Source organism: Bradyrhizobium embrapense (assembly GCF_001189235.2).
In the GTDB taxonomy this organism is placed as follows: domain Bacteria; phylum Pseudomonadota; class Alphaproteobacteria; order Rhizobiales; family Xanthobacteraceae; genus Bradyrhizobium; species Bradyrhizobium embrapense.
Map to the genome: position 1 here is coordinate 1015801 of NZ_LFIP02000002.1, position 14739 is coordinate 1030539.

The 14739-nt window shown below is 63.5% G+C and carries 14 protein-coding genes; 6 read left to right on the forward strand and 8 right to left on the reverse strand.

Annotation, left to right across the window (positions count from 1 at the left end):
* The first annotated feature begins 1 nt into the window (after position 1).
* Both AKN83_RS12290 and AKN83_RS12295 read left to right on the forward strand, forming a co-directional pair.
* Positions 2-478 (forward strand): CBS domain-containing protein, encoded by a 477-nt coding sequence (locus AKN83_RS12290; RefSeq protein ID WP_050402644.1) that lies wholly within the window; start codon positions 2-4, stop codon positions 476-478.
* Entirely contained in the window at positions 460-3213 is a 2754-nt protein-coding gene (locus AKN83_RS12295; protein WP_083992015.1) for a bifunctional acetate--CoA ligase family protein/GNAT family N-acetyltransferase, read from the forward strand. The genes AKN83_RS12290 and AKN83_RS12295 overlap by 19 nt, the downstream gene beginning before the upstream one ends.
* On the opposite strand, the gene AKN83_RS12300 is transcribed toward AKN83_RS12295, so the two are convergent.
* Positions 3200-3610, reverse strand: a complete 411-nt coding sequence (locus AKN83_RS12300; RefSeq protein ID WP_050402643.1) for a hypothetical protein — start codon at positions 3608-3610, stop codon at positions 3200-3202. The two genes, AKN83_RS12295 and AKN83_RS12300, sit on opposite strands and share 14 nt — an antisense overlap.
* Positions 3611-3791: 181 nt before the next feature.
* Between AKN83_RS12300 and AKN83_RS12305 the strand changes: the two genes are divergently transcribed.
* From AKN83_RS12305 to AKN83_RS12315, 3 genes are read left to right on the forward strand one after another with little or no spacing between them, the layout of a single operon-like run.
* Positions 3792-4904 carry an MlaE family ABC transporter permease gene (locus AKN83_RS12305; protein ID WP_050402642.1) on the forward strand — a complete coding sequence of 371 codons (1113 nt, stop codon included), beginning with the start codon at positions 3792-3794 and terminating at the stop codon, positions 4902-4904.
* Positions 4905-4906: 2 nt separating this feature from the next.
* Complete coding sequence (locus tag AKN83_RS12310) at positions 4907-5644, forward strand: ABC transporter ATP-binding protein (protein ID WP_050402641.1); 738 nt, start codon at positions 4907-4909, stop codon at positions 5642-5644.
* Between the two features lie 16 nt (positions 5645-5660).
* Complete coding sequence (locus AKN83_RS12315; RefSeq protein ID WP_050402640.1) at positions 5661-6770, forward strand: ABC-type transport auxiliary lipoprotein family protein; 1110 nt, start codon at positions 5661-5663, stop codon at positions 6768-6770.
* Between the two features lie 12 nt (positions 6771-6782).
* On the opposite strand, the gene AKN83_RS12320 is transcribed toward AKN83_RS12315, so the two are convergent.
* Both AKN83_RS12320 and AKN83_RS12325 read right to left on the reverse strand, forming a co-directional pair.
* Positions 6783-7958 (reverse strand): acetate/propionate family kinase, encoded by a 1176-nt coding sequence (locus AKN83_RS12320; protein WP_050402639.1) that lies wholly within the window; start codon positions 7956-7958, stop codon positions 6783-6785.
* Positions 7959-7984: 26 nt separating this feature from the next.
* Complete coding sequence (locus tag AKN83_RS12325) at positions 7985-10396, reverse strand: phosphoketolase family protein (protein WP_050402638.1); 2412 nt, start codon at positions 10394-10396, stop codon at positions 7985-7987.
* 608 nt (positions 10397-11004) lie between these two features.
* Between AKN83_RS12325 and AKN83_RS39565 the strand changes: the two genes are divergently transcribed.
* Positions 11005-11292 (forward strand): hypothetical protein, encoded by a 288-nt coding sequence (locus AKN83_RS39565; protein WP_157113331.1) that lies wholly within the window; start codon positions 11005-11007, stop codon positions 11290-11292.
* 112 nt (positions 11293-11404) lie between these two features.
* Here AKN83_RS39565 and fixJ read toward each other — a convergent pair whose 3' ends face one another.
* The 5 genes from fixJ to AKN83_RS12355 all read right to left on the reverse strand — a co-directional run bounded on the left by fixJ (position 11405) and on the right by AKN83_RS12355 (position 14667).
* Positions 11405-12013 carry a response regulator FixJ gene (fixJ, locus tag AKN83_RS12335; RefSeq protein ID WP_050402636.1) on the reverse strand — a complete coding sequence of 203 codons (609 nt, stop codon included), beginning with the start codon at positions 12011-12013 and terminating at the stop codon, positions 11405-11407.
* Positions 12010-13440, reverse strand: coding sequence for a PAS domain S-box protein (locus AKN83_RS12340; protein WP_050402635.1), 1431 nt, complete (start codon positions 13438-13440; stop codon positions 12010-12012). Before AKN83_RS12340 ends, fixJ begins: the two co-directional genes overlap by 4 nt.
* 93 nt (positions 13441-13533) lie before the next feature.
* The gene (locus AKN83_RS41715; RefSeq protein ID WP_283807365.1) at positions 13534-13662 is read right to left on the reverse strand and encodes a hypothetical protein; all 129 of its coding nucleotides are present in this window, start codon (positions 13660-13662) and stop codon (positions 13534-13536) included.
* Positions 13663-13762: 100 nt separating this feature from the next.
* Positions 13763-14119 (reverse strand): hypothetical protein, encoded by a 357-nt coding sequence (locus AKN83_RS12350; RefSeq protein WP_083992050.1) that lies wholly within the window; start codon positions 14117-14119, stop codon positions 13763-13765.
* A gap of 329 nt (positions 14120-14448) precedes the next feature.
* Positions 14449-14667 (reverse strand): hypothetical protein, encoded by a 219-nt coding sequence (locus AKN83_RS12355; RefSeq protein WP_157113332.1) that lies wholly within the window; start codon positions 14665-14667, stop codon positions 14449-14451.
* Between the last annotated feature and the right edge of the window lie 72 nt (positions 14668-14739).

The window sequence follows — 14739 nt, forward strand, 5'->3', positions numbered from 1 at the left end:
CATGTACGAGTTTCTTCAGGAAACCGTTGCGAGCAACATGACGAGATCGGTACGAAGCGTCGCTCCCGAAATGACCGTCGGCGACTTGTACCGGTTGTTCGAAAAAGACGACTATGACGCCTATCCCGTGCTCCGCGACGATGTCGTAGTCGGTTTCGTCACGAAGCTGGACGCCCTGAAGGTGTTCGCCTGTCCGGTAGATCACATGCTGCCACGTTACGACGATCGTATGGGAACGACGGTCGATGAGATCATGTCATCCGATGTGATCGCGGTCGAGCCGGATACAAATCTGCAGCGCGTCTTGCAGCTGATGGTCGCGCATCGGCTCAAGAGCCTGCCGGTGATCGACAAGTATCACCACCTGGTCGGTATTATTGCTCGCGAGGACGTCATGCGGGCTCTGGCGCGCTGCACGAAGCGGCAGGCGCCTCCGCTCGTTCCCTGCGAGACTGTCCGATGTCTACGTTTGGCTTAGATCGGGTTCTTTCGCCCCGATCGGTCGCGCTTGTCGGTGGCAGTTCGCGTCCGTCTTCGCTCGGCTTGGCGGTGCTCATGAACCTCAAGGCATGCGGTTTTGCCGGCCGCATTGCCGTGGTCAATCCGAAATACACTGCGATCGATGGCGAGATTGCCTCCCCGGATCTCAGGTCACTTCCATTCGTTCCGGATCTCGTTGCGATCACGGCGCCTGCGGCCGCGATTCCCGGAATCATCTCGGACGCTGCCGCAGTCGGTGTCGCCGGCGCGGTGATCCTGTCCGCCGGCCTCGGGCATGGCGCCGGCTCGCTAGCCGAGACGGTTGCGCAGACGGCGCGCCGGCACGGCATACGTCTGATCGGACCTAACTGTCTCGGCGTCATGGTGCCGCGCGCGAAGCTCAATGCGAGCTTTGCCGCGCATCAGCCCGCCGAGGGGCGTCTTGCCCTGATCTCGCAGTCCGGAGCCGTCGCTGCCGCGATGATCGAATGGGCGGCAGAGCGGCGCCTCGGCTTCTCCGGCATCGTGTCGATCGGAGACCAGCTCGACGTCGATGTCGCCGATCTGCTCGACTATTTCGCGCAGGACGATCACACCAACGCGATCCTGCTCTACGTCGAGGCCGTCAGGGATGCGCGCAAGTTCATGTCGGCCGCGCGCGCCGCGGCGCGGCTCAAGCCCCTGATTGTCGTGAAGGCCGGTCGGGTGGCGCAGGGCGCCAGGGCCGCAGCCACCCATACCGGAGCGCTGGCAGGTTCGGATGCCGTCTATGACGCGGCGTTCCGCCGGGCCGGCATGCTGCGCGTGTACGACCTTCGCGAATTGTTCGACTGCGCCGAGTTGCTTGGCCGCGGCTTCGTTCCGCGCGGCAACCGCCTGTCGATCCTGACCAATGGCGGCGGGCTCGGCATCCTCGCGATCGACCGGCTCGTCGAGCTCGGCGGCGTTCCAGCAAGCCTGACGACGGAGACGATTGCGGCACTTGATCGGGTGCTGCCGCAAGGCTGGTCTCGCGCCAACCCCGTCGATATCTCCGGCGATGCCGACGCTGCCCGCTACGTGGCCGCGCTCGGCGCGCTGCTCGAGGACGCCAACAGCGACGCCGTGCTGGTCATGAACGTGGAAACGGCCGTTGCGCCGACCGAAGGAATTGCCGAAGCGGTGGCGCGATGTGTCGCCGACCGCCGAGCCAGGAAGAGCGAGGTAGCCGCACTGGTACTTGCGTCGTGGGATGGTGCCGACGCTCGCACCGCGGCGGCCTTCGAACGAGCGCGAGTCCCGCATTTCCCGACCGAGGATGATGCCGTACGCGCCTTCATGCATCTGGTGAGATACCGCGATGCTTCCATCGCGCTGGCCGCGACACCGCCCAGCAGCGCCTCGACGTTTGCGCCGCGGACGGCGGCGGCGCGGCACGTGATCGCGAAAGCGCTGTCCGATGGGCGGGAATGGCTCGACCCGGTCGAGATCGTCGCGTTGTTTGAGGCTTACGATATTCCAATCGTCCCGACCGTCGTGGCCCGTGATGCCGACGATGCCGCGGACAAGGCAGCGCCCTTCCTGGCGCAAGGGCTCGCCGTGGCGGTGAAGCTGCTCTCGCGCGACATCAGGCACAAGTCGGACATCGGCGGTGTCATTCTCGGCCTGCGGACGCGCGAAAGCGTCGTACAGGCGGCCAGGACGGTGCTGGCGCGCGCCCGTGCCGCGCGTCCGGATGCCGCCCTGCAAGGTGTGACGATCCAGCCGATGATCGAGCGGCGGGCGGCACGCGAGCTGATCCTCGGCATTGCCGACGATCCGACTTTCGGCCCGGTGATCGTGTTTGGCCGAGGCGGGACCGCGGTCGAGGTGATTGACGACAAGGCGTTGGCGCTGCCGCCCCTCGATATGAACCTGGCGCGCGACCTCGTGGGGCGCACGCGGGTCTCGCGACTGCTTGCCGCCTACCGCGACGTACCCGCCGTTCCGGAAGATGTCGTCCCGCTCACCCTCGTCAAGCTGGCGCAGATGGCGGCCGATATTCCGGAAGTCGCAGAGCTCGACATCAATCCGATGCTCGCGGACGAAACCGGGCTGTTGGCGCTTGACGCGCGGGTGGCAATCCGCAAGCCGGCGCGGTTGTTTGCCGGCCAGACTCGTCTCGCAGTGCGGCCTTATCCGTCGCAGTGGGAGGGCGAGCTTGCCTTGCGGGATGGCTCGCGCGTCGTGGTACGGCCGTTGCGGCCGGAAGATGAACCCATGGTCGAGAGCTTCTTCAAGCGAGTGACCGCCGAGGATCTCAGGCTTCGCTTCTTTCAGGCGATGAAGAATTTTTCGCACGCCTTCATTGCGCGGCTGACCCAACTCGACTACGCGCGCGCGATGGCCTTTGCGGCGCTGGATCCAAACACGGGTGCCATGGTTGGAGCGGTCCAGCTTCATTCGGACTCGCTCTATGAGAATGCCGAGTATGCCATCCTGTTGCAGTCTGATCTCAAGGGCAAAGGGCTTGGATGGGCGCTGATGCAGCTCCTGATCAATTATGCCAAGTCCGAAGGGCTGAAGCGCCTGTCCGGCGAAGTGCTGGCCGAGAACACCACCATGCTGAGCATGTGCCATGAACTCGGGTTTACTGCCGCCACTGAACCTACCGACCACAGGATTGTCAACGTCGTTCTCGACCTCTCCCTTCCGGTGGCGGATGCCCTGGGTATCGACATCCTGATCCGGCCCAACGCGATCAGAGCGGCGTGACGGCGACGACACGATAGGGATGCATGCCATCCGCCTCATGGACGGAGACATATTCGCCCACCTGAAAGCGCTCGCTGCCGAAATGAAACCCGGCTTCATCGGCGGTCGCGCCGGCCACATCATAATGGAAGCGCCAACGGTTGGCCGGACCATGCACGAGATGGCCGAGTTGATCATCCTCGTCCGGCCGTTGGCGTACGACGCGGCAGGCGTCGCGATGGTCGTTCCAAGTCTCGATATCGATCCGCGATGCCGTATCGAGCGGGGCAATGATGATATATCCGATCGCGGACGCGCCCTCGGGATGATCGTGCTCGCGGGCGCGCTCGAGCCGGACCTGCCTGAACGAGTGAGGCAACGCAGTGTTTTGCAATGGCTTGAAGGCGGCGCGATTCATCTGAAATCTCCTGAGCACGCCCGAGGCTGCCGGGCAATCTCTGAAATCATAAGACCACGGGTTGCCAAACCGTTGATCTCGGTCAAACACCATTGCGGTGGCCGCTGCGAAGTCGATTGCGCTGGGTCAAACACAGCCGGCTCCAGCACCTTAGGGTGAGTTGCAAACTGGAGTCAGAATTTTGCTCAATGCCCCGGCCCTGATAGCGAATCCGAACGATCCGCGTGTGCTCACCGCATGTGGGGCCTGGAACGTTGCCAATGTCGAGGCATTGGAGCGACTGTGTGCGCACGCCGCACGTGCGGATATCGGCTCGATCGATGTGCGGCGTGTCACCGCGCTCGACACCGTCGGGGCCTGGTTGCTTGAAAGGCTGGCCCGTGGTGGCGCGACCAGAGCAGTCCTCACCGGCGCCGATGGTCCATATGGCGACTTGCTGGAAGAGGTGCGGGGGCTGAACCGTTCCGGCCCCGCCGAACGCAGATCGGTCAACCCCGTGCTGCAGAGGCTTGATCAGCTTGGCCGCGGCAGCAGGCGGCTGGCGTCGGATTCGGCGGCATTCCTGCATATGCTTGGCGCCTTCAGCGCAGCGCTGCTTGGCATTTTCAGGCATCCGCGATCGTTCCGATTGACGTCGACCGTCTATCAGCTCGGTCGGGTGGGCTGGCAGGCGGTGCCGATCATGGTGCTGATCACGTTCCTGATCGGCGCCATCATTGCTCAGCAAGGCATCTTCCATTTCCGCCGCTTCGGCGCGGAATCCTATGTCGTCGACATGGTTGGCATTCTCGTGCTGCGCGAGATCGGCGTGCTGATCGTGGCCATCATGGTGGCCGGACGATCGGGCAGCGCCTATACGGCCGAGATCGGCGCGATGAAGATGCGGGAGGAGATCGATGCGCTCAGCACCATGGGGCTCGATCCTGTCGCAGTCCTGATCCTGCCGCGAATCCTGGCGCTGGTGGTGGCGCTGCCGATCCTCGCCTTTCTCGGCTCGCTCGCGGCGCTCTATGGCGGTGGCCTCGTCGCGTGGCTCTATGGCGGGATGAGCCCGGCAATCTTCATCGCACGCCTCCACGACGCGGTTTCGGTCACTCATTTTGAGGTCGGCATCATCAAGGCGCCATTCATGGCGCTCGTGATCGGGCTGGTCGCGGCCGTGGAGGGATTGAGCGTCAAGGGCAGCGCGGAGTCGCTCGGACAGCAAACGACGGCATCGGTCGTGAAGTCGATCTTCCTGGTGATCGTGCTCGACGGGTTGTTCGCGGTCTTCTTCGCCTCGATCGGGATGTGACCATGGCCGACACGCCCGCGATCCATATCCGCAACCTCGTGGTCGGTTTCGGCGAGAAGATCATCCTCGATCATCTCGATCTCGACGTGAACGACGGCGAAATTCTTGGCCTTGTCGGCGCGTCCGGCGGCGGAAAATCGGTGCTGATGCGGACACTGGTCGGCCTGCTGCCGAAGCGGAGCGGGCAGATCAATTTCGCGGACGACAGCGATGACGAGCGCCGCTGGGGCGTGCTGTTCCAGCAGGGAGCGCTGTTCTCGGCCTTGACGGCTCGCCAGAATATCCAGTTTCCGCTGCGCGAGTGCGCGCGGCTGTCGCCAGCGTTGCTTGACGAAATTGCGGACGCGAAGCTCGAGATGGTCGGCCTGACGCACGAAGACGGGGACAAGTATCCCTCCGAGCTCTCGGGCGGCATGACCAAGCGGGTCGCGCTGGCGCGGGCACTGGCGCTCGACCCCTCGCTCCTGTTTCTCGATGAACCGACCTCTGGCCTCGATCCCATCGCTGCGGGAGAATTCGACGCCCTGATCCGGACGCTGCATCGGACGTTGCGCTTCACCGTGTTCATGGTGACGCACGACCTGAACAGCCTGCAAGCCATCTGCGATCGCGTCGCCGCGCTCGCCGATGGACGGATCGCCGCAATCGGCCGGCTGTCATCAGTTCTCAAATCCGATCACCCCTGGGTTCAGGCCTACTTTCATGGCGCCCGGGCACAGAAGCTGGGCCTCGGCAACTAGGCAGAGAGAGACGCATATGGAAATCCGCGCACCCTACATCATCGTTGGTGCATTCGTGTTATCGGCGATCGTCGCCGTGTTCGGCTTCGTCTACTGGCTGAACAATGTCGGGGGCATCGGAAAACGGCAGACATATCAGCTCGTTTTCGCCGATCCGGTGCCCGGGCTGCTGGTCGGGGCGGGCGTTCTCTTCAACGGCATCCGCGTTGGCGAAGTGACCGCGCTTGAACTTGTTCCGGACCGTCCACGCGAGGTTCACGCCACGATCGCGGTCGCCGAACGCACGCCGGTGCATACCGACACGCGCGTCGGCCTCGATTTCCAGGGGCTGACTGGGGTGCCGGTGATCGCGCTGGAAGGCGGCGATGATCCCCAGGCGCCGCCCCCGCGCGAACCGCTGGTGGCCGAAAAGGGGGCGGGACGGAGCATGACGCAGGCCGCGCGCGATGCGCTGCGCCGGGTCGACGCCGTCCTGTCCGACAACGCTGCGCCGCTGCACAGTACGATCGACAATCTCAGCACGTTCGCCGAAGGGCTCGCGCGCAACACGCCGAAGCTCGATGGAATCGTGGCCGGACTTGAGCGCATGACCGGCGGCGGTGCGCCCGCGCCGCGCAAGGTGGCATACGACCTTCACGCGGTGGACAGTTTCGGCGCGCAACGGCATCCGAATCTGCCCGAGCGACTGATCATGGCGGAGCCGACCGCGATCGCACGCTTGCAGACCCAGCGCTTCCTGTTTACTCCGGATGAGGAAACCCAGGGTTTCGAAGCTGCGCAGTGGAGCGACAGTCTGCCGGTGCTGCTGCAGGCGCGGTTGCTGCAGACCTTCGAGAATTACGACGTCGCGCATGCGCCACTGCGCGCCGACAGCGGCGCAGAAGGCGCGCCTCGCCTTCTGATCGACCTGCGCCGGTTCGAAATCGTGCAAGGAACGCAACCGCGCGCGACGATCTCTTTCTCCGCGAAGATCGTGGATCAAAACGGTCAGGTCAAGGCTGCAAGGGTCATGGAGAGTTCCGAAGCAATCGGCTCGCTGACGCCGTCTGCGGCGGCCGCGGCGTTCGATCAGGCTTTCGGCGTCCTCGCGCGCGAGCTCGTGATCTGGGTGGCGGCGACCGACTGAGCCAGATCGTTGCTAGCGACCGGGGACCAGCAGGCTGCGGCAGTGCCGCGCAAGACTGATTTCCTCATTGGTCGGAATGACCAGGACGTCGACCGGGCTGTCCTTCGCGGCGATACGCTGTGCGCCCTGTACATTTGCGACCGCATCGATGCCGACGCCAAGCCAGGAGAGGCGATCGCAGACACGCTGCCGGATGTCCGGGGCGTGCTCGCCAATGCCGCCGGTGAACACCAGGCCATCGAGGCCGGCAAGGGTATTTGCCATCACGGCGACTTCTGCGGCGACACGAAATGTGAAGAGATCGACGGCTTCGCGGGCCTCGGGCTTTTGGCTCGCCAGCAGGGCACGCATGTCGGCCGACACCCCTGAGACCCCGAGCAGGCCCGAGCGTTCGTACAGCAAATGTTGTACGTCATCGACCGACATTTTCTCCTCCTGCATGAGATAGAGCAGCACGCCGGGATCGATCGTTCCACAGCGCGTCCCCATGACGAGACCGTCGAGCGGGGTCAATCCCATGGTGGTGTCGACGCTGCTGCCATTTTGCAAGGCGCAGAGGCTCGCGCCGTTGCCGAGATGCGCCACGACGACGCGCGATTGCGGCGCGATGGCGGCGAGCTGGCTCGCGACATATTCGAAGGAGAGGCCGTGGAAGCCGTAGCGGCGGATGCCGCGCTCCTCGAACTGCCGCGGAATGGCAAAACGGCTGGCCGGCGGTGCCAGGTTGTGATGGAAGGCCGTATCGAAGCAGGCGATCTGGGGCAGCTCCGGCCGCAGCGCCTGCACCGCGCGGACCGGCGCCAGGCAGCGCGGCTGGTGCAGCGGCGCGAGCGGCGTCAACGCCTCCAGCGTGGCGATAATCTGCTCTGTGATGACGACCGGCCGATAGAACGCCCGCCCGCCATGGACGATACGATGGCCGACGGCGGCGAGCCTGCCGCCGGCGAGATAGTCCTCGATCCAGGCAAATACGTCGTTGAGCAGGTCGTTGTCTTCCGGCGCGCCGCTCGTGCGACGCTTCTCGAACAGCTGCGTACCCGAGGCGTCGCTCACTACGACGCGTGGGATCTTCTCCTGCTCATCGAGCAAGCCCCTGCATTGCAGCTTCGGCTCAGCCGGCGTGATGTCGAACAGGCCGAACTTGATGCTGGACGAGCCGGCGTTGAGCACCAGGACGCTGTCGGACATGGACCGTCTCTCTCGCGTTCGCTGCCTCAGTCAACAGATTTGTGGTCGGTCGTGCCGTAGGGCCAGACCCAGTCACGGATCTGCGGCATGTCCTCGCCATGCTCGCGCACGTAGCGGGTGTGCTCGGTCAGCGCGTCGCGGAACTGCTGCTTGACGTGGGCTGCCGCGATGTCGAGCCCCGGCACGCGCTCGATCGCCTCGATGGCGAGGTGGAAGCGGTCGAGGCCGTTCAACACCACCATGTCGAACGGGGTCGTGGTGGTGCCTTCCTCCGCGAAGCCCCGCACGTGCATTCCGTCGTGATTGGTGCGGCTGTAGGTCAGGCGATGGATCAAATAGGGATAGCCGTGATAGGCGAATACGACGGGCTTGTCGCGGGTGAACAGGCTGTCGAAGTCGCGGTCGGAAAGGCCGTGCGGATGCTGCTCCATCGGCTGCAGCGTCATCAGGTCGACCACGTTGACGACGCGGATCTTCAACTCCGGCAGCGCCTTGCGGAGCAGGTCGACGGCGGCGAGCGTCTCCAGCGTCGGAACGTCACCGGCGCAGGCCATTACCACGTCGGGCTCGGCGTTGGAGGGCTCGGTGCCGGCCCAATCCCATATCCCGATGCCCGCTTCGCAATGGGTGATGGCCGCACGCATCGAAAGCCATTGCGGAGCAGGCTGCTTGCCCGCCACAATCACATTGATGCGATCATAGGTACGCAGGCAGTGATCGCCGACCCAGAGCAGGGTGTTGGCATCGGGCGGAAAGTAGACGCGGACGATATCGGCCTTCTTGTTGGTGACGAGATCGACGAAGCCGGGATCCTGATGACTGAATCCGTTGTGATCCTGACGCCAGACATGCGAGGTGAGGAGATAGTTCAGCGACGCGATCGGCCGCCGCCAGGGCAGCGCGCGCGAGACCTTCAGCCATTTGGCGTGCTGGTTGAACATCGAATCCACGATGTGGATGAAGGCCTCATAGCAGGAGAAGAAGCCGTGGCGGCCGGTGAGCAGATAGCCTTCGAGCCAACCCTGGCACAGATGCTCGCTCAGGACTTCCATCACGCGGCCGTCATGGGCGAGGTGGACGTCGTAAGGCGCGATGCCTTCCATCCAGACCCGGTCGGTGGCCTCGAACACCGCGTCGAGCCGGTTGGATGCGGTTTCGTCCGGACCCATGATGCGGAAGTTGCGAGCCTCCGCATTCAGCTCCACGACTTCGCGCAAGAACTTGCCGAGCTCTCGCGTGGCTTCGGCGACGGTGTCGCCCGGAGCGGCGACCTCGACCGCATAGGCACGGAAATCCGGCAGCTTCAGCTCCCGCTTCAGGAGGCCGCCATTGGCGTGCGGGTTGGCACCCATCCGACGGGCGCCAGCGGGCGCAAGGGCTTGCAATTCAGCTACCAGTCGCCCGTCTGCATCGAACAGGCTTTCGGGCTCGTAGCTCCTCATCCAGTGCTCGAGCAATTTCAGATGCTCGGGGTTGCCGCGCGGGTTGGCGATCGGCACCTGATGTGCACGCCAGAAGCCTTCGACCTTCAACCCGTCGACTTCCTTCGGTCCCGTCCAGCCTTTCGGGCTGCGCAGCACGATCATGGGCCATCGCGGCCGCTCAAAGCCGCCGGTCTGCTGGCGCGCGGCTCGCTGGATCGACCGGATGCTGCCGAGCGCGGTGTCGAGCGTATCGGCCATCAGGCGATGCATGGCGTGCGGATCGTCGCCCTCGACGAACAGCGGTTCGTAGCCGTAGCCCGTGAAGAGGTTGCGGACCTCCTCGTCATCCATTCGTCCCAGCACGGTGGGATTGGCAATCTTGTAGCCATTGAGGTGCAGGATCGGCAGCACTGCGCCATCATGCGCCGGGTTCAAGAACTTGTTGGAGTGCCAGGAGGCCGCCAGCGGGCCGGTCTCTGCCTCGCCGTCGCCGACGACGCAAACAGCGATCAGATCGGGGTTGTCGAACACCGCGCCATAGGCGTGAACCAGCGCATAGCCGAGTTCGCCGCCTTCGTGGATCGAGCCGGGCGTTTCCGGTGCGGCGTGGCTCGGAATGCCGCCGGGGAAGGAGAATTGACGGAACAGCTTGCGCAAGCCGTCCGCATCGCGCGTCACCTCCGGATAGAGCTCCGTGTAGGTGCCTTCGAGATAGGTGTTCGCGACCATGCCGGGGCCGCCATGTCCGGGACCGCAGATATAGATGATGTTGAGGTCGGAATTGCGAATTGCGCGATTGAGGTGAGCGTAGATGAAGTTGAGCCCCGGTGTGGTGCCCCAATGACCGAGCAGGCGCGGCTTGATGTGCTCCGGCTTCAGCGGCTCTCTCAGAAGCGGATTCGCGAGCAGGTAGATCTGTCCAACGGAGAGATAATTGGCGGCTCGCCAATAGAGGTCGAGCAGCACAAGATCGTCCGCACGCGCTGGCTCGTTTGGAGTGGTCGCAGATTGCATGTCGTTCTCCCGGGATTCAAAGATGACCTCGGACGCCGCTATCGGTTCCACGTTAGAGGGCGAATATGACGGGAATGGCTTGAGCCAGCTCAAAGATGCACGCCAATTCGAGCCGAAGCGGCAACGTTACCGACGACGTCAGTCAATTCCTCGCGTTCAAGGAAGGAAGGCTCAATCGCTTGAAAGCGGAACCGGCTCCTTCGAGGTAAGCTCGCGCTCCCAGCAGTTCCGGCGATGGTTATCTCGGGGCCATCTGTGGAGGCCTTGCGTTGACCCGGAGTAGCGCGCCGCGCTCGTGAGCAATACGTGCTGCCTCCCGGCTGTCCTGCCAATTTCTTGGCGTCATGCGGCGAGGCAAAAAGATGCCCGGCAAAAGCCGGGCATTAATATCGAGACAACCCCAGGGAGAATGGATCGCTCGTCCTACCAGCCCTATTCAAGCATGCGGTGCCGGGTGGCGATTTGAGCCAGCGCAACAAATCGCAGATTTACTGGAAGCCAGGACGAGACTGGTCCTGCTCGAGGTCGCTTGGCACCATGCCATATGTCCGCAGCACGGTCGTTTTCGTCTCGGGATGGCCGGTACGGACGACTGCCGCAGCACCAGCATGGCCGAACGTCTTCCACAAGTGCTTGGCGTGCTCAATCGCCGCGGCCGGGCTGGCGCATTTGGCCTGCTGGCCTGGAACGAGTTCGCCATCGGTCCGATCGTACGGCAGGGCAATGAAGTGTGTGATCTCGTCCATCGATGGCCCTTTCTCGTTTGGTCGACTTCACCCACAAACAATGGTTCGGCAAAAACCATCTTGATCTGCCTCGGCCCATTTCGCTTGATCGGGATCAACGCGGAATGGCGCATTTCGTTGCTGCATGCGCGAGCGCTCACCGGCGATTGACGTCGGCCCACATTGTAGGGGGCAGGCTGCCGGCGCGCGACATTTCGCGTGCTGCTGTCGTACCGACGGCGACCAGCGTTTGATTACTGAAGCCCAGGGACGCGGCCGATGGCTAGAGCCCGGCAGCGATCGCGATCCGCATCAGTTCCGACATGCTGCGCACATTGGTCTTAGCCATCAGGTTCGCCCGGTAGACCTCCACCGTGCGCGGGCTGATGCCAAGGTCGTGGGCGATCACCTTGTTGATCTTGCCTGCCACGAGACCCCGCAGAACGTCACGTTCGCGCGGCGAGAGATCCACCAAGCGAGCTTCGGCCTCGCGCTTGATCGTATCGTCGGCCGGGGCCGCGGACTGTGCTTGCAAAGCTTCGCCGATTGCGCGCAACAGCGCCTCGTCCTCAAATGGCTTTTCGATGAAATCAACCGCACCTGCCTTCATCGCCTCGACCGCGAGTGCGACGTCTCCATGGCCGGTCATCAGAATGACTGGACATGCTACCGCGTCGGCCTTGAGCTTGCGGATCAGTTCGAGGCCGCTCATGCCGGGCATCCGGATATCCGATACGATGCAGTCGACCTCGCTGCTCTTGAACTGATCGAGAAAGTCGGTTGCCGTCTCATAGGTCGTCACGGCAAAGCCGTTGACGTCGAGCAGGAAGGCCAGTGAGTCGCGCATCGCTGGGTCATCGTCGATTACGAGAATTGTGTGCCGCGTCGTCATGCTTCTTCTCCGTCCTCCGCGAACGGTAGGATGAACCGAAAGACCGTGCCACCACCCGCGTTTGGCATCACATCGATGCGTCCACCATGGGATTCGATGATGGTCCGGCAGATCGAGAGGCCGACGCCCATGCCATGCTCCTTTGTCGTGATGAAGGGCTGAAACAGGCGGTCGGCGATGTCAGGGCTGATGCCCGGGCCGGTATCGGCGATAGTGAACGTCGCAACTCCGTTAGCCTTGGTGACGCCGACGGTCAACTCGCGGCGTGGGCCGGAGGCCATCGCCTCGATCGCATTGCGAACCAGGTTGAGGACGACCTGCTGAATCTGGATCTTGTCGACGATGATCGAGGGCATGTCGCGGTCGCTGCGGATCGCCACCCGGACGCCCTGCTCCTTGGCGCCGAGCAGCGCCAGCGCGACGGCCTCTTCAAGCAAGGTGGCAGGGCTCTCCAGGGAGTGTTGGGTCTCGCCTTTGGCGACGAATTCGCGCAGGCGCTTGATGATGTCGCCGGCCCGTAGCGCTTGCTGTGCGGCGCGCTCGAGCGCGTCCTGAATGCGGTTAGCATCCGGTGTCTTCGACGCCAGCAAAGCCTTCGCGCCGCGCATGTAGTTCGTGATGGCTGACAGGGGCTGGTTGATCTCATGCGCGATCGAGGACGCCATCTCTCCCATCGCGGTCAATCGCGACACGTGGACCAACTCGGATTGCAGCTCCTGAAGCCGCCGCTCCTGCGCGCGGCGCTCGGTGAGATCGCGGATGAATCCGGTGAAGAAGCGCTCTCCGCGCACCTTGGCCTCGCCGACGGCGAGCTCCATCGGAAAGGTCGAGCCGTCGCTTCGTTCTCCAACCACGATGCGGCCGATGCCGATGATGCGCCGTTCGCCGGTCGTAAGGTAACGTTCGAGGTACCGGTCGTGCTCGCCGCGATACGGCTGGGGCATCAGGCTCGAAACGTTGTTTCCGACGACCTGGTCCGCTTTCCAGCCAAACAGGCGCTCGGCTGCCGCGCTGAAGGAGCGAATGATGCCGTGGTCGTCGATCACGATCATGGCGTCAGGGACCGTGTCCAGGATCGATTGCAGATGGGCCTGGCGATTTCGCGCCTGATCGCTTTCGCGCAACAGGCGGTCGCCCATGAAGCCGAGGACCGGGCCGAGGACGGCAAAGCAAGCGATATCGATCAGATTCGCAGGGTCGGTGACCAGGCTCTTGCCGAGGAATTCGGCGCTGATGATGAGGCACAGCAGGGTGGTGAAGATCGCCGGGCCGCGGCCACCGGCGAATGCCACGAACAATACGGCGGGCACGTAGATGATCGTGAAGGTCCGGTCTTCGAAATAGTTATCAAGCCCCGCGCGCACCGCGAAGACGAGCGCGGCCGCTGCCGCGGCAGTGCCATAACGGTACCAGATGCGATCGGACATATTTCCCCGGCGAAGCCCTCAGCCCGACCGATCCTACAACGTCCGGACGGCGGAAGCCACCGACCGCGCGCCGGCCAAGGCGGCGGGACAGGTCTATCTGACCCAGGAACGCCAATGCGTCGGCTGCACCAGGATGCGTTCGGCGGTCTCCGCCTTTACCCAGCCGCCCAGGATGCGGCGGCAGGGGAAGACGAGCTTGTGAATCGCATTACCTTCGATCACGGCTAGCTCAAGGTCGCGGTCGAAGGGGGCCGTAGCGACCCCCTCCCATGTCGCGCTGACGCCCGCTTCTGGGCGCTCTGGAGCGTCGCGTGTTGGCACGTCAGGCTGCCTCCTGAATAGCCTCGTCGACACCGCTGGTCTTTCGTGCAAACAAGTTCAGCTCGATCGTACCCAGCGAACGCGCGGTCTCGATCGCGTACGTCGCGTCGCTTGCGCTACGCGCGGTAGCACCCTTGGCCCAGTCCTGCAGAGCCGTGATTTTCTCGGCCACCGAGGCGGTAGAGTTGAACCTGCGGAAAAGCTCCCAAGCTTCGTTCGATTCGATCTGGATCTGCTCGAACCAGTGCTGGTTTGCCTCGATCAGCTTCTCCGAGAATTCCGACTGCACCGCCATTGCCCGCTTCGCGTAGCTCTGGATCGCGTCGGAGACGGGACGGGCTTCGCTATGGTCTGTCATGTCCAACATCCTTCGTTGTGAGGAGTATTGCTTCTCATGCGGGCTGCCCCTGCGCGTTGACGCGCGTCAACTCGATAGCTTCTGGTCCGCGTGATTCTCGCGACCAGGCTAGCTGCCCTTGGGACTGACGACGGCACCGGTTTGCAGATTGATGAAGTGGACGCCGTCGCAGGCGGCGCAGGAAATCGAGTGCAGTTCGTCAGCCGGGAGTTCGGATGCGACGGCAGGTAGCAGGCCCTGAACTCGATCGCCGGTATTTGGGCACGAGAAGATGATGGGGCGCCAAGCCCTTATGTCTGACATTTGTACGATCCTGATGGATGACCACCCTAACGGTGGCGCTTCGCCCCGTTTTGATGCAGGTCAAAATTCCAGTCGGGTGGTCGGATCGGGGCAGGCGGCGGTCTAGAACGGTCGGCGCCGACGGAGCTGGTGGAGGCTGATTTGGCAGGCTGCCTGAGCGGCCCTCTTGGCCGCTGGAGCATCCTGGCGAACGTCACGACGACAATCACCAACGCTCCCATCGAGGCAAGCAGGTTCTGCAGCATGATTCTGATCTCCTGACAGGACATCAGCATCGTTGATCATCGGTCGCGTCGCCTTGATTTCCGTCAAGCGCA

Excerpts from the sequence above, each read along its gene's own strand:
- AKN83_RS12290 (WP_050402644.1), top strand. The coding sequence starts at position 2 with ATGTACGAGTTTCTTCAGGAAACCGTTGCGAGCAACATGACGAGATCG.
- AKN83_RS12295 (WP_083992015.1), top strand. The coding sequence starts at position 460 with ATGTCTACGTTTGGCTTAGATCGGGTTCTTTCGCCCCGATCGGTCGCG.
- AKN83_RS12300 (WP_050402643.1), bottom strand. The coding sequence starts at position 3,610 with ATGAATCGCGCCGCCTTCAAGCCATTGCAAAACACTGCGTTGCCTCAC.
- AKN83_RS12310 (WP_050402641.1), top strand. The coding sequence starts at position 4,907 with ATGGCCGACACGCCCGCGATCCATATCCGCAACCTCGTGGTCGGTTTC.
- AKN83_RS12315 (WP_050402640.1), top strand. The coding sequence starts at position 5,661 with ATGGAAATCCGCGCACCCTACATCATCGTTGGTGCATTCGTGTTATCG.
- AKN83_RS12320 (WP_050402639.1), bottom strand. The coding sequence starts at position 7,958 with ATGTCCGACAGCGTCCTGGTGCTCAACGCCGGCTCGTCCAGCATCAAG.
- AKN83_RS12325 (WP_050402638.1), bottom strand. The coding sequence starts at position 10,396 with ATGCAATCTGCGACCACTCCAAACGAGCCAGCGCGTGCGGACGATCTT.
- AKN83_RS39565 (WP_157113331.1), top strand. The coding sequence starts at position 11,005 with ATGGCCGAACGTCTTCCACAAGTGCTTGGCGTGCTCAATCGCCGCGGC.
- fixJ (WP_050402636.1), bottom strand. The coding sequence starts at position 12,013 with ATGACGACGCGGCACACAATTCTCGTAATCGACGATGACCCAGCGATG.
- AKN83_RS12340 (WP_050402635.1), bottom strand. The coding sequence starts at position 13,440 with ATGTCCGATCGCATCTGGTACCGTTATGGCACTGCCGCGGCAGCGGCC.
- AKN83_RS12350 (WP_083992050.1), bottom strand. The coding sequence starts at position 14,119 with ATGACAGACCATAGCGAAGCCCGTCCCGTCTCCGACGCGATCCAGAGC.
- AKN83_RS12355 (WP_157113332.1), bottom strand. The coding sequence starts at position 14,667 with ATGCTGCAGAACCTGCTTGCCTCGATGGGAGCGTTGGTGATTGTCGTC.